This is a genomic window from Marinobacterium marinum, from assembly GCF_013868415.1.
In the GTDB taxonomy this organism is placed as follows: domain Bacteria; phylum Pseudomonadota; class Gammaproteobacteria; order Pseudomonadales; family Balneatricaceae; genus Marinobacterium; species Marinobacterium marinum.
Window position 1 is genome coordinate 99096 of the sequence record NZ_JACEMT010000033.1, and the last position, 21228, is coordinate 120323.

The following is a 21228-nucleotide window of genomic DNA, read 5'->3' on the forward strand; positions in this document are numbered from 1 at the left end:
GGAGGTATACATTGATGGAAACCATTGAATCAGCTATCCGAGCGATCAACGGCGTTGTCTGGGGGCCCATGATGCTGGTCCTCATCCTGGGCGTCGGTCTGTTCCTGTCGCTCGGATTGAAACTGGTCCCCATCCTCAAGATCGGCACGGGCTTCAAGCTCCTGTGGGGAGGACGTACGGCAGCATCCGGTGATGAAGAAAAAGGGGAGATCCCGCCGTTTCAGGCCCTGATGACGGCCATGTCAGCCACCGTGGGCACCGGTAATATTGCCGGTGTCGCGACCGCCATTTTTCTGGGCGGCCCCGGCGCCCTGTTCTGGATGTGGATTACCGCCCTGATCGGCATGGCCACCAAGTATTCAGAGGCCGTACTGGCCGTACGCTATCGTGAAACAGATGAAAAGGGCCAGCATGTTGGCGGTCCCATGTACTACATCAAAAACGGACTGGGCAAAAACTGGGCCTGGATGGGTGTCGTCTTTGCCATTTTTGGTGCCTGTGCCGGATTCGGTATCGGCAACACCGTGCAGTCCAACTCCGTTGCCGATGTGTTGCATGCCAATTTCTCCATTCCGACCTGGGTCAGCGGTGTCATCATGGCCACACTGGTTGGCGCCGTCCTGATTGGCGGCATCAAACGGATCGGCCAAGTCGCCGGAGCACTGGTCCCTTTCATGGCCATTTCATACCTGATTGCCGGCCTGGTTGTGCTTGCCATCAACGCCCACCTGCTGCCACAGGCGTTCGAGCTGATTTTCACCCATGCTTTTTCCCCCGTTGCCGCACAAGGCGGGTTCGCGGGAGCGGCCGTCTGGGCCGCCATTCGTTTCGGTGTTGCGCGAGGCGTCTTTTCCAATGAGGCCGGCCTGGGTTCCGCTCCCATTGCCCACGCCGCCGCACAAACCCACAACCCCGTACGCCAGGGGCTGGTCGCAATGCTGGGAACCTTTTTGGACACACTGGTCATCTGCACAATCACCGGACTGGTTATTGTCAGCTCCGGCGTCTGGACCGGCGGCGAATCCGGTGCAGCCCTGACCAGCCAGGCTTTCGCCACGGCCCTGCCCTCCTTCGGCAACTATCTGGTTGCGGTTGCACTGGCGATTTTTGCATTCACGACAATCATTGGCTGGTCCTTCTATGGTGAACGCTGCATCGAATTCCTGTTTGGCATCAAAGCCGTTTTGCCCTACCGTATTCTGTGGATCATCGCCATCCCGCTGGGAGCCACACTCAGCCTGGACTTTGTCTGGCTGGTAGCCGATACCTTGAATGCCATGATGGCCATTCCCAACCTGGTTGCCCTGGCACTGCTCAGCCCGGTGGTCTTCCAACTGACGCGCGACTACTTCAGCAAACATTAATGCCCGCACTCAATCTCCCGAACATTCACTCCAGAGGTTGAGTGCTGCCCCCGGCTACGGAGACATGAATGGGTCTGCAAGACACACTGAAAACACTGGTACATAAAAGCCATTTGAGCGATGTGTCCAGACACTTGAAACACCGCATCGAGCAAGGACTTGAACAGCGCGTCAAGCTGGCTGTTACGGGTCTGAGCCGCAGCGGCAAGACCGTATTCATCAGCGCTCTGGCCCGCCACCTGCAGCAAAGCGACCAGGGGCTGTCCCTGCCGTTCTTCAGTGCCGCCGCCGACGGGCGCATTATCGGCACTCGCGACTGCAGCCATGAATCCGCCATCCCTTTCCCTCTGCAGACCACTCTGGCAGGACTCCAGGCATCTCCGCCTCACTGGCCTGCCTCAACTGATCAACTCTCGGAAGTCAAACTGGCGCTACGCTACCGCCGCTCACCCGGCCTTGGCCGAATGCTCGGGGAACACACCACCTTATATCTGGACCTGATCGATTACCCCGGTGAATGGCTCCTGGACCTCCCCATGCTGGAATGGAGCTTTGCAACCTGGTGCCGCCAGCAACAAGCCCTGTTCTTTGCTTCGCCACGCCTGGAGGCGTCGAGGGAATGGCTGACCTGCCAGCAGCAACTGGACTGGCTGGCACCCGCCGACGACACCCAGTTCCAGCAACTGGCGCACACCTTCCGTGACCTGCTGCAACAGCTGCGCGAACCGCCCTACTGTCTCAGCCTGCTGCAACCCGGCCGGTTATTGATGCCCGGCGACTTGTCGGACAGTCCCTTGCTCAATCTTTTCCCGATTCTGACCGACCTCCCGGCAAATCCGGATCAGGCCGCTCCCGACAGCCTTTACTCTCGTTTGAAAAGCACCTATTACGCCTATCGTGAACATGCGGTCCGCCCCTTCTATGAAGACCACTTCCGCCACTTCGACCGCCAGATCGTCCTGGTCGACTGCCTGAAAACCCTGAATAGGGGCGAAGCCTGTTTCACCGATATGCAGCAGGCACTCAACACCCTGCTGCACAGCTTTCATTACGGCCACAACAGCCTTCTGCGCCGACTGGTGCGTCCCCGTATCAGCCGGGTGCTGTTCGCAGCCACCAAAGCGGATCATGTCACGGCCAACCAGCACCATAACCTTGATCGTTTTCTGCAACTGCTGGTTGAGTCCGCTCAACGAGAAATTCGCTTTGAGCAGGTGGAAACACACTGCCTGGCCATCGCCTCACTGAGAGCAACCAGCGCCGCCCAGGCCAAACTGGACGGGCAATATCTATCCTGCCTGCGCGGCCACCGAAAGGACAATGGCGAAGAAATGGCGCTCTTCCCTGGCGAGGTTCCGGTGGAACTGCCGCGCGCCGAAGACTGGAACAGTGAACGCTTCCGCTTTGTGGACTTTGCCCCCCGCCCCCTGCCTGTGGGCCCCCTGCGCCCGGAGCATCATATCCGGCTGGACCAGGCCCTTGAATATCTGCTGGGAGACCTGCTGCAATGAACCCTACGCCCGACTGGAAACGCCCGGTTGAACTTTCCCCCGACGCACTAACGGATCCTGACAACAGCGACAGCAAACCGCAGATATCACCCGTAAGCGCCCCTCGCGAGATACCGCCGGCACTGGCTCAGGATACCAATGACAACCCACCCGACGAAGTTCCTGTTCGTGCGCCAGCACGCAAGCGTTCCCGACGCTGGCTTTGGGGAGCGCTGGGCGTACTGGCCAGTACCGCCATAGGCACCGAGGTCTACCGTCTTATCAGCTGGAGCAACGATATCCATCCCTTGCTGGGAGCCGGTTTTGCCGCCCTGACATTTATATTGACCTGCGCCCTGGGCATCGAAGTCCATCGCGGCCTGCGCGGCAACCGACAACTGAAACAAGTGCATGCTCTGCAACAACAGGCGCAGACACTGCTGACGCAAAGCTCACACGGCAACAGCACACGACTGACCCGGCAACTGGGACGCCAGTATCATGGCACCGTGCTGCAGCGCGAACTGCAAAGTGCCCTGCAGCAGCTCGACAGCAGCTATAACGATCAGGAAATTGTTCAGTATCTGGACCGACACGCACTGAGCCAGGCAGATACTGCCGCTCGCCGCTGCGTCCAGCGCTACAGCATCGAGTCCGGCGTCTTGGTCGCCTTCAGCCCCTGGGCCAGTTTTGACATGCTGCTTGTGGCCTGGCGCAACCTGCGCATGCTGCGGGAAGTTGCCGCCATTTACGGCATTGCATCAGGCCCGCTGACACAGGGCCGACTGTTGAAGCAGGTTTTGCAGAACCTCGCTTTTGCCGGCGCCAGCGAATTATCACTGGAGGCCGGATCTGCCCTGCTGGGCAGCTCACTGACCGCCAGCCTGTCCGCACGAGCCGGACAGGGCCTGGGGGCCGGCCTGTTTACTGCACGCACCGGGCTAGCCGCCATCCGGCTCTGCCGCCCACTGCCTGCCCAGCATAAAGAGTCGGCCCTGCCCAGAAAAATCGCCAAAAGTATCGTACAGCAGCTGACAGCCCGACAAAATGACACCCTGTAACCGGTCAGGAACCGGATTTGCGTGCGGCCTTTGCCTGCCGTTTTTTCAGCTCGGCCTGCAACCGCTCCACTTCTTCGGCATTGAGCCACTCCTCGATCCAGCCGCGAATATGGCGACGCTTGCGCGGTGTATTTGACCAGGTCTTATACGCCCGTATGTGGGCTGAACAGACACAGGGCGCATCTTTTTTCGAAGCTGCCGAACAGCCTCCGGGAAACAGCGCATTCTTGTCAAACTGACGCTCAACCCAGTTGATTACCCAATTTTTTTGATCCTTGCTGAACTCCATGCTTATCCACCCGATTGATCACTTATGATCCAATCCTACGTGAGTAAGAGAACAGTAATGTTACAGCTAACGAACCTGTCACCTCGACTCTACCAACCGAGTTGCATCCCGAGCAGACCGCCGCGGATGACACAACCGCGGCACAAGACCGCTGAAGACAGGAAAATGACCGGAAGATCACGTGTCACTGGCATGTCCAGCTGCTGACGACAGACAGAGAAGCCATCAATATCAGGCCTGTGCAGATCAAGGATGATAATATCGGGCTTGAGCAATTGCGTCTGATATACCGCCTTGCGAGAGCCGATACCACTGACAGGCGACGACCACGCGATCAAAACAACCACATAGCAAATGAAAGTTTTTTGAGCACTGACACAGGCGAAGACCCATAAAGCGAATGCTCGCAGAACAGGTGAACAAGAAACGATTACAGAAAGGATATGGAAGGATATGGAAGGATTGGAGGCAGCTCCACCAGCCACATCCCGGCACACGAAACCACCGCTGTGGCTGCTCCCTTCCGGGCCTGACCAGGTTCACGGCTTATCGTTGCGAGAGGACCAGCAGAGCCACCCTAACGTGGCATTGCGCCCTGTCTCATCAAGACAGGCGCGCAGTATAAGCATAGCGAAAAATAAATGCAAACAGGATCAAGGTATTGCGACCCGAATCGCCAACGCAATCAACACCACTCCGGTCAACTGCTCAACGCGTTTCAGATGCCTGCGCAACCAGGCCAGCAACCGTGGCTGTGAAAATAGCAGTGCAACCAGCGTATACCAGATACCGTCCACCAACGTGGCGGTCAATACCAGAATCAGCTGATCACCGAATGCCTGCCCCGCCGTAACAAACTGGGAAAAAAGAGCGGTAAAAAATACCGCCAGCTTCGGGTTCAGCAGTGAAATCAGCATACCTGAACGCGCCGCCTGCCATAAGGTCTCCGATTCACCCTGTGTCGGCTGCAGGTCGGGTACTGATGCCATGCGCAGCGCGCTGATGCCCAACCAGACCAGATAGCCAGCTCCCAGCCAGGTCAACAACTGATACAGTGCCTGGTACTCGTTGACCAGTACCCCCAACCCCCAAACCGTCATGACCGCCCATAGTCCAACACCCAGCGCATGGGCACAACCGGCCAGTATTCCATGCCCCCTGCCATTACTGACCGTCTGTCGCAACACAACAGCCAGGCTTGGTCCCGGTGACATGGCCCCCAGCACACAGATCAGCAACAGCGAACCCCACAGCATTAATGACATAAAAACTCCTTTTCTTTCACTTTGTTGAGCGCTCTCCGCCTGCCTGCGGCATTGTGCTATAGTCTGGCTCCGAAATACCGAGCAGCGGATTTGAGGTACCACAATGGCAGGCTCACTGCAGGACCAACTACTCAAGGCAGGTCTGGCCAACAAAAAACAGGCCAAGCAAGCCAAAGAGCATAAACGTAAAGCAACCAAACAGAAACGCTCTGGTCAGGCGATTGATGAGCAACAGCAGCAACAGGCCGCTCTGGAGCAGGCGCGCCAGGCCAAAACCGAACGTGATCGCGAGCTTAACCTGAAACGCCAACAGGAACAGGCCCAAAAGGCCGCCATGGCCGAAGTGCGTCAGCTGATCGAAGCCCACCGTCTCGCGCTGCCAAAAGATGCCGAAACACGCTATAACTTCGCCCACGGCAGCACAATTCACCACCTGTATCTCAACCAGGGTCTTATTAATCAACTGGCACGCGGCCAACTGCGCATTGCCTTTCTGGATGATGCCTACCAGCTGATCCCCGCCGACATCGTAGAACGGATCGAGCAGCGCCAACCTGATGTGATTTTGCCGCTGCCCAAGGACGACACGCCGGCCGAGGATGACCCCTATGCCGCTTATGTCATCCCCGATGACCTGATGTGGTAAGGCGAAGAAGCCAAGCACGCCCCGAAGCTCACGCTCGGGGCCTTATGCAGGGACCTGAAGCCCCGGCGGGTCATTCGTAGCTGCGCGGCACTCTGGGCGTCAGGCACGTCAGTAAAGTATAGGGTATGGTGTCGCACCAGCGAGCCACTTCAGACACAGGCAACTGCCGCCCCCAAAGCTCAACCCGACTGCCGACCCCCGCGTGCGGCAGATCAGTGAGATCAACCGTCAACATATCCATGGACACTCGCCCGACCAGTCGAGTACGCTGCCCATCCACCAGAACCGGTGTACCCGTGCGCGCATGGCGCGAGTAGCCATCACCATAGCCCATTGCGACCGTCCCGACGCGAACCGGGTGCTCACTGCTGAATGTAGCGCCATACCCCACACTTTCGCCCGCAGGCACTTCACGCACGGCAATGATTTCGGAACTGAGTGTCATGGCCGCTTGCAACCCTTCAGCAACCGGGTCGGCATGCTCAAAGGGCGTTGCGCCATACAACATGATCCCAGGACGCAGCCATTGGTAATGTGCCGCAGGCCAGGCCATCACCGCCGCAGAGTTGGACATGCTGGCTCCGGTTTCAAGGGCTTCCACCAGTGTCGATATACGCGCCAACTGGTGCTCGGTCATGCCCTTTTCAGGCTCGTCCGAACAGGCAAAATGAGTCATCAGCAGCACCTCGGACACCGCTGCACACGCACGTAAACGCTCAACCACCGCAGGCACAGCTTCCGGATCAAAGCCCAGACGATGCATCCCCGTATCCACCTTAAGCCAAACAGGAATGGCAGCAGGCAAGTCCGCCTGCTCCAGCCAGCTCAACTGATGCTCCGAATGAACGGCTGGCCAAAAGCCCTGACGGGCAATCACCGGTAGCTCATCAGCATCAAAGAAGCCTTCCAGCAGCACAACCGGTTGAGCCAACCCGGCCGCCCGCAGTTCAAGCGCCTCTTCGATACAAGCCACCCCGAAGGCATCAGCTTCAGCCGCCAAGGCCCGCGCCACCGGCACAGCACCATGTCCATAGGCATTGGCTTTCACGACAGCCACCGCCGATGCTCCCGGCGCCTGTGCGCGCGCCAAACGGTAGTTATGGACAATTGCATCCAGATGGATGTCAGCACGGACCTTGCGGCTCATGGCTTTTCTGTACTCCTGTAATCAGTCTTTGAGAACCATCACGGCATCAATTTCAACATCAGCCGCCTTCGGCAGTGCCTTGACCGCGAAGGCTGCGCGTGCCGGGTACGGCTCGCTGAAATAACGCGCCATCACTTCATTCACTTGCGGAAAGAAATCCATATCGGACAGCAGAATGGTCAGCTTGACGCACTCGGCCAGAGAACCGCCGGCTTCTTCCGCAATGGCTTTCAGGTTTTCGAAAACACGTACCGCCTGAGCTTCAAACGACTCGGTCACCATTTCCATGGTGGCAGGGTCCAGCGGAATCTGGCCAGAGATATATACGGTGTTGCCCGTTTTAACTGCCTGAGAGTAGGTCCCGATGGCGGCTGGAGCCTGATCTGTCTTGATAATGCTTCGATTGGACATGCTGTTATTCCTGATCCAAAAGTTGTGGTGGGTGGCAAACTATGGCGCAGCGCCGACGTCTTGCCAAGAAAACGATCTGTTGCCCGTCAATTATAACGATTTATGGAAAGCCCTTCGGTATCAATGGCTGGCGTACGGCCCGAAATGATGTCGCTGATATAACGGGCAGAACCCATGGACATGGTCCAACCCAAAGTACCGTGACCGGTGTTCAAGTAGAGCCCCTGATAACGTGTACGCCCCAGAATGGGCGTGCCATCCGGCGTCATGGGGCGCAAGCCGGTCCACAGCTCGACTGACTCCGGTTTGCCGCCCCCCGGAAACAGGTCGTTAACGACAAACTCGACATTGGCACGACGGCTGGCGGGCGTCGACAGATCAAAACCGGTCAACTCGGCCGTCCCGCCCACACGAATACGATTGCCCAAACGACTGACCGCCACCTTGTAGGTTTCATCCATGACGGTAGATTCCGGCGCGCACGTTGCATCCTCGATCGGAATGGTCAGCGAAAAGCCTTTAACCGGATAGATTGGAGCCTTGATACCCAGCGGAGACAAAAGTTCGGGACTGTAGCTCCCCATCGCAACCAGGCAGGCATCGCCCTGTACCGGTCCGGCATCCGTATCCACGCCCACAACACGATCACCCTCAACCTGCAATTGACGAATCGCCGTGTTAAAACGGAACTCCACCCCCAGCTCGCGGCAACGCTCGGCCAGACGCTGAGTAAACAGGAAACAATCTCCGGTCTCATCACCGGGCAAACGCAACCCGCCCACCAGCTTGCTGTGCACATGCTGCAACGCCGGTTCATGCTGAATAATGCCGTCCACATTCAATGACTCATAGCGCACACCACAGTCTTCCAGAATACGGATATCCTCGGCCGAAGCGGCCATTTGCTGCTCCGATCGAAACAACTGAATCAGCCCCTGGGCCCGGTTGTCGTACTCGATGCCGATCTCCTGACGCAACTCGATCAGACAGTCACGACTGTACTCTGCAACACGCAGCATTCTCGCCTTGTTGCGGGCATAAGCCTTATGTGTGCAGTTGGCCAGCATTCTGGCCATCCAGCCCCACATGACAGGATCAAGGCGGGGCGCCACACGCAGAGGAGCCAGATCCTGCATCATCCACCTAATTGCTTTCAGCGGAACACCCGGCGCCGCCCAAGGGGCCGAGTAGCCCGGTGATATTTGTCCCGCATTGGCAAAGCTGGTTTCCATCGCGGGCTCCGGCTGGCGATCAATCACCACAACCTCATGTCCTTCCTGTGCCAGATACCAGGCAGACGTCACGCCAATCACACCACTTCCAAGCACCACAACACGCATATCAGCACCCCGGCAATTAAAATCAAAAGATGCCACTATTTTTAAGCAAAATAAGCAGGATTAATCACCATATTTGAAATCATTTTCAGATCAATCCACTTATTAATCTGAAAGAATCAAATAACTTCCTGAAGCCATACACTATCACCAAGCATGGCTCAGTTTGTTTGAAAGTCGATGGACACACAGAGAACAGAGAACAGAGAACAGAGAACAGAGAACAGAGAACAGAGAACAGAGAACAGAGAACAGAGAACAGAGAACAGAGAACAGAGAACAGAACAGGGTAGGAAGGGTGGCCCTATTAAGCTATACCAGATGGCCCCCACCTTACTGACATAGCCGTTCAGGCCGTAGAAACGAAACATGCCTGTTCCGCTTTTTCCGAATATAGGCGGTCAAAAAACGAAAATCAAGAAAAATTCACCGACCGGCCAGAATTTTTTCGACACGCGCGCGAATACGCTCAAACGGAATCGGTTTGGGCAACACTTCAATACCGGGCCGCACAGCATCGACCCGATCCTGAACCCGATCCTGGTTCAGCGCCGTCACGACAATCAGATGCATCTGGTCCAACATTCCCTGCTGCTCCAGTGCTTGAATGATACTGAACCCATCAATATTGGGCAGGTTCAGATCCAGCACCAACAGCTCCGGGTCAAACTGCCCCAGCTCCAACAATCCCTGGTAGCCGTCTGAAGCCTGTTTCAGGTTGATCGGCAGGCCCCAGTGACGAAACGTCAGCGCATACAAGCGCTGCAAGCTTGCCTCATCTTCAATCACCTGAATCTTCACGGCACCGCTTGCCGCAGCCGCTTCAGGCACTGCCTCATGCCGGGAAGCAGACATATCTGCCGATATAATGCCCCTGGCGGGCTCGTCAGCCTGCTCGATGCGGCTTTTCAGTTCGCTCGGCGTCACTTCACCACTGCGTATCTCGGTCGCGAGATTTTCAATGGTACTCAAGCTGAAACGGCGATGCCCGCCAGGTGTTTTCCAGCTTTGCAGGATACCCGAATCAGCCCACAACTGTATGGTTCGGGGCGTCACACCCAATAACTCTGCTGCCTTGCGACTAGTACAAAGATCTTGATTCAACACCTGAAACACTCTCTTCAATTCCAGACACCTATGTTAATCCTTCGCTTCCTTTTTGCAAAAAACAATCGGCCACTACCAAACAACAGCACGCCGAAAAGCAACGGGACAACATTAGACATATTATGTTATAAAGTAACAAAAGGAGCCATTACCCACTATGAACATTGCACTTCCTCCATTACCCGACATCGCTCACCAAACCCTGGCCGATCAACAACATGTACTGGACTGGGTTGGCATGAGCGGCATCGACCTGCCACTGAAGCTGGAGACATTTTCCCCCCATGCCCTGCCGGCCAAAGTGGATATATATGTCGACCTGTGCGACCCCGAACATCGAGGCATTCACATGTCGCGCCTTTATCTGGCCATGCAGAACACCCTGCCCCACTCCCCCCTTAATGCCGACACCCTTGAGCAACTCTTACGCCAGGCCCTGGACAGCCATACCGATACCAGCCAACAGGCCACACTCAGGATTCAGTTTCAGCTCCCTCTGTTACGCTCAGCGCTGAAAAGCGAATACAGTGGCTGGAAAGCCTACCCTGTCACTCTGGAGGCTCGACTAGGCTCTCAGGGCCTGCTCATGGAGCTGATGGTCGATATCACATATTCCTCAACCTGCCCCTGCTCTGCTGCCCTTTCGCGCCAGCTGCTGCAACAGGCCTTCAACCAAGAGTTTGCGCAACACCCGCATGTGAGTACCGATCAGGTCAGTGACTGGCTACAGAAACACGGCAGCCTGGCAACACCTCACAGCCAGCGCAGCACCGCCCGGTTACGTGTTACGCTCGCGACCCAGGACGAGCTTCAGCTCCCGATTTCCACCCTGATTAACAGCGCCGAGGCCGCACTTCAAACGCCGGTACAGACTGCTGTAAAACGTGCAGACGAACAGGCCTTTGCAGCCCTTAATGGCCGCAACCAGATGTTTTGTGAGGATGCCGCGCGTCGGCTCAAACAGGCACTGTTGAGCCAAAACGAATGGCATGACTTCTGGATTCGAGTAGAACATCACGAAAGCCTGCATGCTCATGACGCAGTAGCCATCTGTACCAAGGGCATCCCCGGCGGTTTCACGCCAAGACTGTCCTGACATGCCCCGGCAAACATTGCCCCCGCCCCCGACCTGTACGGTATAATACCTTCGGTTTTATTGGGGAACATCGAATGCAACGTTTGGACATTATTCTGGTTGAGCGCGGCTTGACGGATACACGCACAAGAGCCCAGCGGCTGATTAAAGAAGGGTGCGTACAAGCCGAGTTGGGGCAATGGCAGACTCTGACCAAGCCCGGCTTCAAACTTGCCCCGGATACTCCCGTCAAGGTTGAAGCTCGCGACGAAGACCGCTTTGTGTCCCGAGGGGCACTGAAGCTGCAGCATATCTTGCAGGCATTATCATTGAACCCCTCCGGCCTCACCGCGATTGATGTCGGACAATCCACCGGCGGTTTTACCGACTGCCTGCTGCAATCCGGCATCGCCCGCGTGGTGGGTATTGAAGTAGGCCACGATCAATTGCATCCACGCCTGCGCAATGACCCACGTGTCATCTGCCTGGAAGGCTACAATGCGCGCCAACTGAACGACAACCTGCGCCAGCATACTCCGGAAGCACGCGGATTTGATTTGGCTGTTATCGATGTTTCCTTTATTTCGCAGCGCCTGATTCTGCCCACGCTGGCTCCCCTGATCCGTCCCGGAGGCTGGCTGCTGACACTCGTCAAGCCCCAGTTTGAAGTCGGCCCACAGCACATTGGCAAGGGCGGCCTTGTACGCGACGCCAGTCTGTACCCGTCTGTCCGCAAGCGCATCGAAACCTGCTGTCTGGAACAGGGACTGCAGCCGGTTTACTGGGATGAAAGCCCGATTACGGGCGGAGACGGCAATCACGAATTTCTGCTTGGCGCCTGCCAGCCATGATATCAGGGCTGTAACCTTCTTGCGCTAGCCTCGGCCCTGCCGCACACTGAACGGCGGTACCCGCAAAGAGGATTAAGCATGCGCATCGAAGATATGCACCTGGTCATTCGCAACCTGGAGCATTCCGATTACCCCAAGCTCCAGGCACTCATGGACCAGGTCTACGAAGACATAGGCGGCTCTTGGCCCGAGCATACCATCAACACCTTGATCGACGACTTTCCCGAAGGCCAGATCTGTGTCTTCGACGGTGATGAGTTGGCGGGTATCGCACTGTCGGTACAGGTTCACTACGACCGTTTCAGCAACCCCCACTCCTACGACGACCTGATCGGCAAGCGCATGACCATCCTCAACGCCCCCGAGGGTGATGCCCTGTACGGCCTGGACGTGCTGATCCACCCCGACTACCGAGGCTTCCGGCTGGGTCGACGCCTGTATGAAGCACGCAAGGAACTGTGTCGACAATATAACCTGCGCGCCATCCTGGCCGGAGGGCGCATCCCCAATTATTATAAATATGCCGCCGAGATGACCGCCAGCGCCTACATTGGCAAGGTACGCCAACGTGAAATCTACGACCCCATCCTGACATTTCAGCTTTCCAACAATTTTCAGGTGAAACGACTGCTCGGCAGCTACCTGCCGGAAGACACCAAATCCAAAGGCTACGCCACCCTACTGGAATGGAACAACATCCTGTTTGAGCCGGAAGAAAGCGTGATCAGCAGTCGGCCGACACGGGTCCGCATCGGTGCGGTGCAGTGGCAAATGCGCGAAGTCGAGTCCGTCGAAGAGCTACTCCAGCAGGTTGAATACTTCGTCGATACCCTGTCCGACTATCAAAGCGATTTCGCACTCTTCCCCGAGTTTTTCAACGCTCCCCTGATGGGCCTGACCGACCCGTCCAACCAGACAGAAGCCATCCGCTTCCTGGCCGGGTTTACCGATCGTTTCCGCAGTGAAATGTCACACCTGGCCGTCAGCTACAACATCAACATCATTACCGGCTCCATGCCTCTGCTTGAAGGAGACAGCCTCTATAACGTCAGCTACCTGTGCCGACGCGACGGCACTATTGAGGAACAGCGCAAGCTACATATCACGCCTCATGAGCGTCGCGACTGGGTTATCAAGGGCGGCAACCAGCTGAAGGTATTTGAAACCGATGCCGGCAGGGTCGGCATTCTAATCTGCTACGATGTTGAATTCCCCGAACTGGCACGCCTGCTGTCGGACCAGGATATGGATATTCTGCTTGTGCCCTTCTGGACCGACACCAAAAACGGCTATTTGCGCGTACGGCATTGCGCCCAGGCACGTGCCATTGAAAACGAGTGCTATACCGTGATCTGTGGCAGTGTCGGCAACCTCCCCTCAGTCGAGAGCCTGGATGTGCAATACGCCCAGTCAGCCGTCTTTTCACCCTCCGATTTCGCCTTTCCTCACGATGCCGTCATGTCGGAAACCACCCCGAATACCGAGATGATCATGTTCTCTGATCTGGACCTGGATCAGATCCGGGTGATTCGTAATGAAGGCTCGGTTACCAACCTGAAAGACCGACGCAAGGACCTGTATCGACTGCATTGGCGCCACGAAATGTAGCCCCCCGCCCCCTTAAAACGTAAAAACCCGCCAGACCCAAGGCCTGGCGGGCAAATACGAGGAGATCGAAAGATTACGCGTTAACGCACGATCAGTCAGCCTGTCGACGCAGGAACGCCGGAATATCCAGAAAGTCCATATCGTCGGTACCTGTCTTTTTCGCACTACCGCTTTCCGCTGCAGGCTCTGCCTTGCTTTCAACGGCAGCAACACGCGACTTTTCTTCAGACTGACGATTGCGCAGTACCGTTGGCAACTCCAGCTGACTGAAATCGGTCGTTGATACCGGCTGACGAGGCGCCGAAACCGGCGTTGTGCTGCCGTTGACGACACGGGACTCGGCCATCTGTGCTTGCGCGCGTGCCAACCCCGTTGCAACCACGGTTACTTTCAACTCGTCCGTCAATTCCGGATCGATAACCGTACCCACAACCACGGTCGCATCCTCATGCGCATACTCTTCAACCAGATCACCGACCTCGGAAAACTCACCCAGGCTCAAGTCCAGACCCGCCGTGATGTTGACCAGCACACCGCTGGCCCCTTTCAGATCAATATCTTCCAGCAACGGACTGTTGATCGCTGCCTCGGCTGCTTCACGCGCACGATTTTCACCACGCGCCTGCCCGGTTCCCATCATGGCCATGCCCATTTCAGACATAACGGTTCGCACGTCTGCAAAGTCCACGTTGATCATGCCCGGACGGATGATCAGATCGGCAATCCCCTGCACGGCTCCCTTCAATACATCATTGGCGGTACCAAAGGCGCTGACCAGGCTGCAGTTCTTGCCCAGTACCGGCAGCAGTTTCTCATTGGGGATGATAATCAGCGAATCAACGTGCTCCTGCAGCTCACGAATCCCCTCTTCCGCCACTTTTTTACGACGACGACCTTCGAACGGGAAAGGCTTGGTCACGACAGCTACCGTCAGAATACCCAGCTCTCTGGCAACCTCGGCCACGATCGGAGCCGCGCCGGTTCCCGTGCCACCGCCCATACCGGCCGTGATAAACACCATATCGGCACCTGCCAGCGCCGTGGCGATACGTTCACGATCTTCAAGCGCTGCCTGGCGTCCGATTTCAGGATTCGCCCCGGCTCCCAACCCTTTGGTCAGCTCACCGCCAATATGCAGGGCAGTCTTGGCAATCATGTTATTCAGGGCCTGTGCGTCCGTATTGGCACAAATAAACTCGACCCCCTCAAGATCCGTATTCTCCATGTGGTTTACAGCATTACCGCCACCGCCACCAACACCTACGACCTTGATTACAGCATTTTTCGGCACACTATCGACAAGTTCAAACATATTCGATTCCCTCTCCTGCAAGGACTCTGCTCTTGAATGGCAGATAACCCCGTTTACAACACTTAATCATTTCCCAGCAACCAGCTGGTGAATCGACGCAACACGCCGCCTTCTCGCTCACCCACCGAAGCAGTAACCGCCGTATCGTGCCTTTCCGTGGTCGCTCTACTTCCATCCTGTTCCTGCCAGGCATAATGCAACAGCCCAACCCCTGCAGCATAAACAGGATTACTCAACTGCTCTTCCATACCACGCACGCCATTCGGCTTGGCCAAACGCACCGGCATATGAAATATTTCTTCGGCCAGCTCGACAGCCCCCTCCATCTTGGAGGTCCCGCCAGTCAAGACCAGCCCCGCCGCAACAAGGTCTTCAAAACCACTGCGACGCAACTCCGCCTGAATCAAGGTAAACAGCTCTTCGTAACGGGGCTCAACCACTTCGGCCAACGCCTGACGCGACAGGTTCCGCGGCGGCCGATCACCCACACTGGAGACTTTTATCATCTCGTCCGGTCCCGCCAGCTGAGCCAGCGCACAAGCATATTTAATCTTGATCTGTTCCGCATGCTGTGTCGGCGTACGCAGAGCCATGGCAATATCACTGGTCACCTGGTCTCCGGCAATGGGAATCACTGTCGTATGACGCACCGCACCACCGGTAAAGACCGCAATATCGGTAGTCCCGCCACCAATATCCACCAGACAGACTCCCAAGTCCTTTTCGTCATCGGTCAAAACCGCATAACCGGACGCCAGCTGCTCCAGTACAATCCCGTCGACTTCCAACCCGCAACGACGAACACATTTTTCCAGGTTCTGAATGGCATTCGTGGCTCCCGTCACCAAATGCGCCCGTGCTTCAAGACGCACACACGACATGCCCAACGGTTCCTTGATACCTTCCTGATTATCGATCAGATATTCCTGGGGCAGGATATGCAGTATTTTCTGGTCAGCCGGAATGGCGATTGCACGCGCTGCATCAATAACCCTTTCCAAGTCATAATCCGATACTTCACGATCACGCACCGCCACAATACCATGGGAGTTATAGCCGCTGATGTGGCTGCCGGAAATACCGACAGTGACACCATGAATCTTGCAGCCCGCCATCAATTCAGCTTCTTCAACCGCTCGCTGGATGGAATTGACCGTCGATTCAATATTCACGACGACGCCACGCTTCAGACCGTATGACGGATAGGAACCCACCCCCACGATTTCGATCGTGCCCTGTGGCGTCTGCTCACCAACCAGACACACCACTTTTGAAGTGCCTATATCAAGTGCGACGATCATGTTATGTGTGGTCACCGGGTGTCCTTATCAGAGCCTGCAGATGAGTGAATACTATCTGGAATATACGCAAGATCCAGGCCAGATTATTTCGCAACTGGATTGCATATTGATTACTGCTAAGTATCGCTGCTAAATGCTCAAAAAATCAACAATGAATTACCGTTTAATATCGGCAAGTATTTGCCGCCTTTGAGAGTTTTTTAAATGTATTCGTCGGGCGTTTTGCCGACCCATGCATCATTTTGCCGCTTCAGCTCACGATAGACTCGGCCAGAATCATTTCCGGCCAAAACACGGACAAAAATATTGTCGGTGCCGCGTCTTATATAGACACCCGCTCAATCAGAGCGATCGGCACCGTAATTTCAACAGCCAAACCCGACACCTGTTTTCAGGTTCAGATCGTAATGAAGCGCTTGTATGCCTTCACGATCAAACCATGTCGAGGACAGCCCGCCACCAAACGGGCATTCTCGGGGCAGGTAACGGCCCAAGCGGGTCAGCGGTAGGAATATTCCACCGGCGCTTCCGGCACCAGTTCCGGGCGCTGCTGCAGGTAATCCCGCAAACTGCGACCGTCAGCCGTGAAACTGCTGTCCAGGAAATTATCCAGCACAGCTTTGCCTTGACTGTGTGCAGCCTGCAGGCAGAACCCCAGATAGCGTGGATTAGGCAGAATATCCTTGCGCCACAGGGGCCCCTGATAATACTGTCCGACACGCCGCTGATATTCCTCATCAGTCACACATTTGTTCAGGCGATAATCCAGGTCGGAGTAGCCGGTACACATGCGTGCCTGCGTAATCTCGCCGCTTTGACAGTGGCGAGTTTCCACTTCAACCCAGCGATAGCGATGCTCGCGCTCATACAGCTGCAGGAAATCATTCTCCGAGCACTCGAACTGAGCAGCGATAATCTCACAATCCGTCGCAGCTTCGGTGGAGCATGCCGCCAGCTCGAGGCTATCCGCACACTCGCCATGACGGCTGATAAAGACGATACCGACCTTGTCAAATACCCGCCGGTATCCAGGCACCCGCACCAAACGGTAATTCTTCAGTCCCGGCACAGTTTCCCGCGCCGACACTTCCGACAGTAATGAGCCGAACCCCACAACAGAAATCATGCTCTCACCAGTAATAATAAAGTGCCGCAATCGCTGCAACGACCAGTGGCAGCATCAACACCAGAGTTTTGAAATCGCCCAGCAGGCGCTGGAACACCACGATATGCACCAGCGGAAAGGTCACCAGCACACAGCTGATCGGAATCCACCAGTCCAGGTGGCGTACGCCATAGGCCAATGCCCCGATCAGTGTCAGTGCCCCCAGGTTACCCGCCATCACGACTGCGGCCAATGCATTACGACTGGCCATACATGCAGGTCGCTGATCTTCCGGCAATTTGGTCAAGGCCCCCGCACTTAAAGCGGCCGACATTGACACCAGGCCCGTGGCCAAAAACAGATATAACGCTTCGTACATGCCTATCCTCCCTTAAACCGAACCGCATTGTACTCGATGATACGGCGTTGCGTTATCCTCTTCCCCGCTCAATACCGCCGGCAAAGCCGCTCCCGTGATTAAGGGAGAGGGCAATACTCAAACAGTGCTAGAATGGCGTTTTCATCGCTGTTTCAGGTTGTACCAAAATGCCCGACTTTCTCGTTGACGAAACCATCGAAGACTACGCTTTCGTAAACACCCGCGCCGAACCGCCCCTGCTGCAGGAACTCATCGACCAGACCAACCAGAACATGGGCTGGCCACAGAAACTCTCCGGCCGTCTGGTCGGTCGCACACTGAAAATGCTGTCGGCACTGACGCAGCCCAAACACGCTCTGGAAATCGGCATGTTTACCGGCTACTCGGCCCTGTCCATCGCCGAAGGCATGCCGACCGACGGCAAACTGATCTGCTGCGAAACCAACCCCCGCGCCATCGACTTCGCCAAAGGCTTTTTCGAGCGCAGCGAACACGGCCACAAGATTGAAGTGATCTTCGGGCGAGCGCTGGACACTATTGAAACGCTGGATATCGAGCTGGATTTCACCTTTATTGATGCCGACAAGCGCAACTACCTCAATTATTACGAACGGGTTAAGGAAATGACTCGCCCGGGGGGGCTGATTGTGCTCGACAACGTCCTCTGGTCCGGTAAGGTGGTGCAGCCGGAGTCGGAAATCGATGACATTCTCGTAGAAACCAACCATCGCATCGCCTCCGACCCCGAGGTAGAAAATGTATTCCTGACCGTGCGCGATGGCCTGAATGTCGTGCGTAAACTCGGCTGACCGGCCCAGCTGATTCCGGGCGCTATCCAGGGAGAACAACATGCGAAAGGGACTGATCGGACTATTGCTGTGTGTACTGCTGTTACCGCTGCTACTCTGGTTCACCCTGCCCTGGAGCGCCCAGTATCTATTGCAGCACTGGCTGCAGCAGCAGGGGTTCGAGCAACCCGAGCTGGTTATTCAGCGTCCGTCCTGGCAACAGCTGCGCATCCGCCATATCAGCGTCAATCAATACAATAACGGCCGCCGCCTGCGCCTTGAAGCCGACAACATCAGCCTCCGTTTCAGCCCATTCGCACTTCTGAAAGGGAACCTGAAGGAGTTGCGGATCGAGCGGGCACGCCTGAATATTCAGGCGGACACTTCCGTGCGTGGGCGCATCGATCAGATCGAGCAACAGGCCACCCCTCTGCCGCTCTCCCCCTTTAACCCCGCGCAGTTATTTCACTATGCACCTTCGCAACGCCTGGTCATTGCCCAGTTGGAGCTGCACTATAGCGCCCCCGAACAGCCTCTCTGGCAAGCCACGGGCAACATCGACCTGGAACCTGATCTACTGCAGGGACGCTTGCAACTGTCACGAGATACGGAGGTACTGGGCTACCTTGACCTCAACCTGGACCCGAAACTCAATCTGGCCGTAAGCCTGAGCCGTGACAACCACTACTTGTTGCGCAGCGCGCACCAGCTGACATTTCCCGATAACACTTGGCAACTGCGCTCCGATTTCCTGCTGGATACCGCCCGGCTTCCCGACTGGCTACAACGCATTCAGCCGGACCTGACACTGCCCGTACAGCAGCCATCGGGACATTACCATTTGGGGACTCGACTCAACATTCCCGAAATACTGCCTTCTCAAACCTCCGACCTGATCAACAGCCTGACCCTTAAACTGGAGAGTCGCAGCGATCTGGCAACGAAAACAGGCCCCGGGTTCAGTGCCAGCCAGGCCAATGTGAAGCTGACAGCCGAGCTGAATCAGGGGCAGTTCAGCCTGATCCTCGATCAGGACAGCCGACTGTCGGCGGCCGACATCCAACAAGCCGGGCTGAGATTGTCCCACTTTGAAGCCAGACTGCTGCAGCCCTTTCAGTTACATGGCCATTGGCAGCGACCCAATGAATGGCAGCACTCAGCACTCAGTCTCCGACTTGCCCCACAGGGTATAACGCTGCCCTTGCCCGTTAACCTGACCCTGCCATCGGCCGACATCAGTATCCCGGACGGGCCCCTGATGCGGGCACACTACCCGGCCACCCTCAACCTGCCCGATATCCGCATGCAAGCGGCCCCGTATCCGGCACTTGACCTGTCCCTGCGTACTGACCTGAACCTGGATACTGCCAAACGACAAACCAACATCAAGGCCACACTCGACAGCCGTCAATTTCCCCTGCAGCTGACGCTGGATGGCCGCGTAAAGCAGGATCTGACCGGTCAATTCGAGTTCAGACTGCCACCCACGGCAGCCGCCCCACTCTACAGATCTCTGCGCCCCTGGCTACCCAAAGCGCTGGCACCACTGGCCATAGAAGCCGGCACGATCAGCAGCAGAGGCGAGGTTCGGCTGAACGCCAACCGCTGGGAGCTCAACGCAACCCCGAACATCCAGCAGATCAATGCTGTTTGGGATGAGCACACCCACATCCACAACTTCAACCTGGCCCAGCAGGTGAGCCTGAATTCGGCAGGCCAAATCAGCAGCCAAGGAAAACTGGAAGTCGACCACACCGACAGCGGCCTTCGCATCTTCGGCCCCAGACTGGATTTTGACCTTAGCCTGCCCGCCAAGAAACCGGCTCGATTGATTCTATCGTCCTTCAGCCTGTCAGCCCTGGACGGCATCATTGCGGTACCGCCCCTGAGTTTCAACCCGCTTCAACCCGTGTTTGACACCCGTATTGCCGTCTCGGCGCTTGAACTGGAGCGCATTCTGGACCTGTACCCCCAGGAAGGACTGTACGGCAGTGGCGTGCTCGGCGGAGCCCTGCCTATCAGCGTCAATAACAATCAGGTCAGCATCACCCAAGGCCAACTGGTCAGCCAGGGCGGGGGCGTTATCCGCTATCAACCGACCCCGGAAATTGCCCAAATGGGCAAGCAAAACCCGGGCATCAAACTGGCACTGGATGCGCTCACCGACCTGCGTTTTGACCTGCTCGAATTGACGCTGGATTATGCCCCCTCAGGAGATACCCTGATGCAGGCCCGTCTCAAAGGACGCAACCCGAACTGGCAACAGGGCCGCCCGGTCGACCTTAATCTCAACATTGAGGAAAATGTACTCGATCTGCTCCGCACCCTGCGCCTGACCGACCGCGTGACAGATGCCATAGACCGACGTTTTCAGCGTTAGGCTCTGTTGATTCGCCTAAGGTTCAGCTAAGCTGCGGCTGAATGGAACCCTGAACACCCGCTGGCCTCACAATATGACCAACTGGATGTTCTCCCACTATCAGATAAGGAAAAACGATGCGCGTTCGTCACCTTTCTCCGTTGCTCTGTGCATTGGCACTGCTGGCGGCAGGCTGCACTCCAACCGTACAGGTCGCCGCCCCCTCGGAACCGATCACCATCAACCTTAATGTCAAAATCAAGCATGAAATCTTGGTCAAGGTCGACAAGGAAATCGATAACATGCTGGACGAAAACAGTGAACTTTTCTGAG

The 21228-nt window shown here is 56.3% G+C and carries 20 protein-coding genes and 1 other RNA gene; 10 read left to right on the forward strand and 11 right to left on the reverse strand.

Features of this window, described 5'->3' with window-relative positions:
• The first annotated feature begins 14 nt into the window (after positions 1 to 14).
• From H1S06_RS02615 to H1S06_RS02625, 3 genes are all read left to right on the forward strand, one after another.
• The gene (locus H1S06_RS02615) at positions 15 to 1364 is read left to right on the forward strand and encodes an alanine/glycine:cation symporter family protein (RefSeq protein ID WP_181736923.1); all 1350 of its coding nucleotides are present in this window, start codon (positions 15 to 17) and stop codon (positions 1362 to 1364) included.
• A 68-nt stretch (positions 1365 to 1432) separates the two neighbouring features.
• On the forward strand, positions 1433 to 2875 hold the full coding sequence (locus tag H1S06_RS02620; RefSeq protein WP_181736925.1) for a YcjX family GTP-binding protein: 1443 nt from the start codon (positions 1433 to 1435) through the stop codon (positions 2873 to 2875).
• Positions 2872 to 3915 carry a TIGR01620 family protein gene (locus H1S06_RS02625; RefSeq protein ID WP_181736928.1) on the forward strand — a complete coding sequence of 348 codons (1044 nt, stop codon included), beginning with the start codon at positions 2872 to 2874 and terminating at the stop codon, positions 3913 to 3915. Before H1S06_RS02620 ends, H1S06_RS02625 begins: the two co-directional genes overlap by 4 nt.
• Before the next feature lie 4 nt (positions 3916 to 3919).
• Here the strand turns inward: H1S06_RS02625 and H1S06_RS02630 are convergent, their stop codons facing one another.
• The 3 genes from H1S06_RS02630 to H1S06_RS02640 all read right to left on the reverse strand — a co-directional run bounded on the left by H1S06_RS02630 (position 3920) and on the right by H1S06_RS02640 (position 5469).
• Positions 3920 to 4204, reverse strand: coding sequence for a hypothetical protein (locus H1S06_RS02630; protein ID WP_181736930.1), 285 nt, complete (start codon positions 4202 to 4204; stop codon positions 3920 to 3922).
• Positions 4205 to 4676: 472 nt separating this feature from the next.
• Positions 4677 to 4773, reverse strand: an RNA gene (ffs, locus tag H1S06_RS02635) — signal recognition particle sRNA small type.
• Between the two features lie 84 nt (positions 4774 to 4857).
• A complete protein-coding gene (locus H1S06_RS02640; RefSeq protein ID WP_181736931.1) occupies positions 4858 to 5469 on the reverse strand; it encodes a LysE family translocator in 612 nt (203 codons plus the stop codon).
• 103 nt (positions 5470 to 5572) lie between these two features.
• Between H1S06_RS02640 and H1S06_RS02645 the strand changes: the two genes are divergently transcribed.
• On the forward strand, positions 5573 to 6115 hold the full coding sequence (locus H1S06_RS02645) for a DUF2058 domain-containing protein (protein WP_181736933.1): 543 nt from the start codon (positions 5573 to 5575) through the stop codon (positions 6113 to 6115).
• A gap of 70 nt (positions 6116 to 6185) precedes the next feature.
• Here H1S06_RS02645 and alr read toward each other — a convergent pair whose 3' ends face one another.
• The 4 genes from alr to H1S06_RS02665 form a co-directional block, all read right to left on the reverse strand.
• On the reverse strand, positions 6186 to 7262 hold the full coding sequence (gene alr, locus H1S06_RS02650; protein ID WP_181736936.1) for an alanine racemase: 1077 nt from the start codon (positions 7260 to 7262) through the stop codon (positions 6186 to 6188).
• Positions 7263 to 7283: 21 nt separating this feature from the next.
• On the reverse strand, positions 7284 to 7673 hold the full coding sequence (locus tag H1S06_RS02655) for a RidA family protein (RefSeq protein WP_181736937.1): 390 nt from the start codon (positions 7671 to 7673) through the stop codon (positions 7284 to 7286).
• Between the two features lie 86 nt (positions 7674 to 7759).
• Positions 7760 to 9013: a D-amino acid dehydrogenase gene (locus tag H1S06_RS02660; RefSeq protein ID WP_181736940.1), complete on the reverse strand. Its 1254-nt coding sequence runs from the start codon at positions 9011 to 9013 to the stop codon at positions 7760 to 7762.
• A 423-nt stretch (positions 9014 to 9436) separates the two neighbouring features.
• Positions 9437 to 10126 (reverse strand): response regulator, encoded by a 690-nt coding sequence (locus tag H1S06_RS02665; RefSeq protein ID WP_328515307.1) that lies wholly within the window; start codon positions 10124 to 10126, stop codon positions 9437 to 9439.
• Between the two features lie 148 nt (positions 10127 to 10274).
• On the opposite strand from H1S06_RS02665, the gene folE2 reads away from it, so the two are divergent.
• The 3 genes from folE2 (at position 10275) to H1S06_RS02680 (ending at position 13651) form a co-directional block, all read left to right on the forward strand.
• The gene (folE2, locus tag H1S06_RS02670) at positions 10275 to 11213 is read left to right on the forward strand and encodes a GTP cyclohydrolase FolE2 (protein WP_181736944.1); all 939 of its coding nucleotides are present in this window, start codon (positions 10275 to 10277) and stop codon (positions 11211 to 11213) included.
• Between the two features lie 74 nt (positions 11214 to 11287).
• A complete protein-coding gene (locus H1S06_RS02675; RefSeq protein WP_181736946.1) occupies positions 11288 to 12043 on the forward strand; it encodes a TlyA family RNA methyltransferase in 756 nt (251 codons plus the stop codon).
• A 78-nt stretch (positions 12044 to 12121) separates the two neighbouring features.
• Positions 12122 to 13651, forward strand: a complete 1530-nt coding sequence (locus tag H1S06_RS02680) for a carbon-nitrogen hydrolase family protein (protein WP_181736948.1) — start codon at positions 12122 to 12124, stop codon at positions 13649 to 13651.
• Positions 13652 to 13742: 91 nt separating this feature from the next.
• Here H1S06_RS02680 and ftsZ read toward each other — a convergent pair whose 3' ends face one another.
• The 4 genes from ftsZ to H1S06_RS02700 form a co-directional block, all read right to left on the reverse strand.
• A complete protein-coding gene (gene ftsZ, locus H1S06_RS02685) occupies positions 13743 to 14963 on the reverse strand; it encodes a cell division protein FtsZ (RefSeq protein ID WP_181736950.1) in 1221 nt (406 codons plus the stop codon).
• Positions 14964 to 15025: 62 nt separating this feature from the next.
• Entirely contained in the window at positions 15026 to 16264 is a 1239-nt protein-coding gene (gene ftsA / locus H1S06_RS02690) for a cell division protein FtsA (protein WP_181737113.1), read from the reverse strand.
• Positions 16265 to 16763: 499 nt separating this feature from the next.
• A complete protein-coding gene (locus H1S06_RS02695; RefSeq protein ID WP_181736952.1) occupies positions 16764 to 17390 on the reverse strand; it encodes a gamma-glutamylcyclotransferase in 627 nt (208 codons plus the stop codon).
• 4 nt (positions 17391 to 17394) lie between these two features.
• Positions 17395 to 17748: a hypothetical protein gene (locus H1S06_RS02700; RefSeq protein ID WP_181736954.1), complete on the reverse strand. Its 354-nt coding sequence runs from the start codon at positions 17746 to 17748 to the stop codon at positions 17395 to 17397.
• Between the two features lie 167 nt (positions 17749 to 17915).
• Here H1S06_RS02700 and H1S06_RS02705 point away from each other — a divergent pair, with 167 nt between their 5' ends.
• The 3 genes from H1S06_RS02705 (at position 17916) to H1S06_RS02715 (ending at position 21227) form a co-directional block, all read left to right on the forward strand.
• Complete coding sequence (locus H1S06_RS02705; protein ID WP_181736956.1) at positions 17916 to 18557, forward strand: O-methyltransferase; 642 nt, start codon at positions 17916 to 17918, stop codon at positions 18555 to 18557.
• A gap of 40 nt (positions 18558 to 18597) precedes the next feature.
• Positions 18598 to 20916, forward strand: coding sequence for a YdbH domain-containing protein (locus H1S06_RS02710; RefSeq protein WP_181736958.1), 2319 nt, complete (start codon positions 18598 to 18600; stop codon positions 20914 to 20916).
• Positions 20917 to 21032: 116 nt separating this feature from the next.
• The gene (locus tag H1S06_RS02715) at positions 21033 to 21227 is read left to right on the forward strand and encodes a YnbE family lipoprotein (RefSeq protein WP_181736960.1); all 195 of its coding nucleotides are present in this window, start codon (positions 21033 to 21035) and stop codon (positions 21225 to 21227) included.
• Position 21228 lies beyond the last annotated feature (1 nt).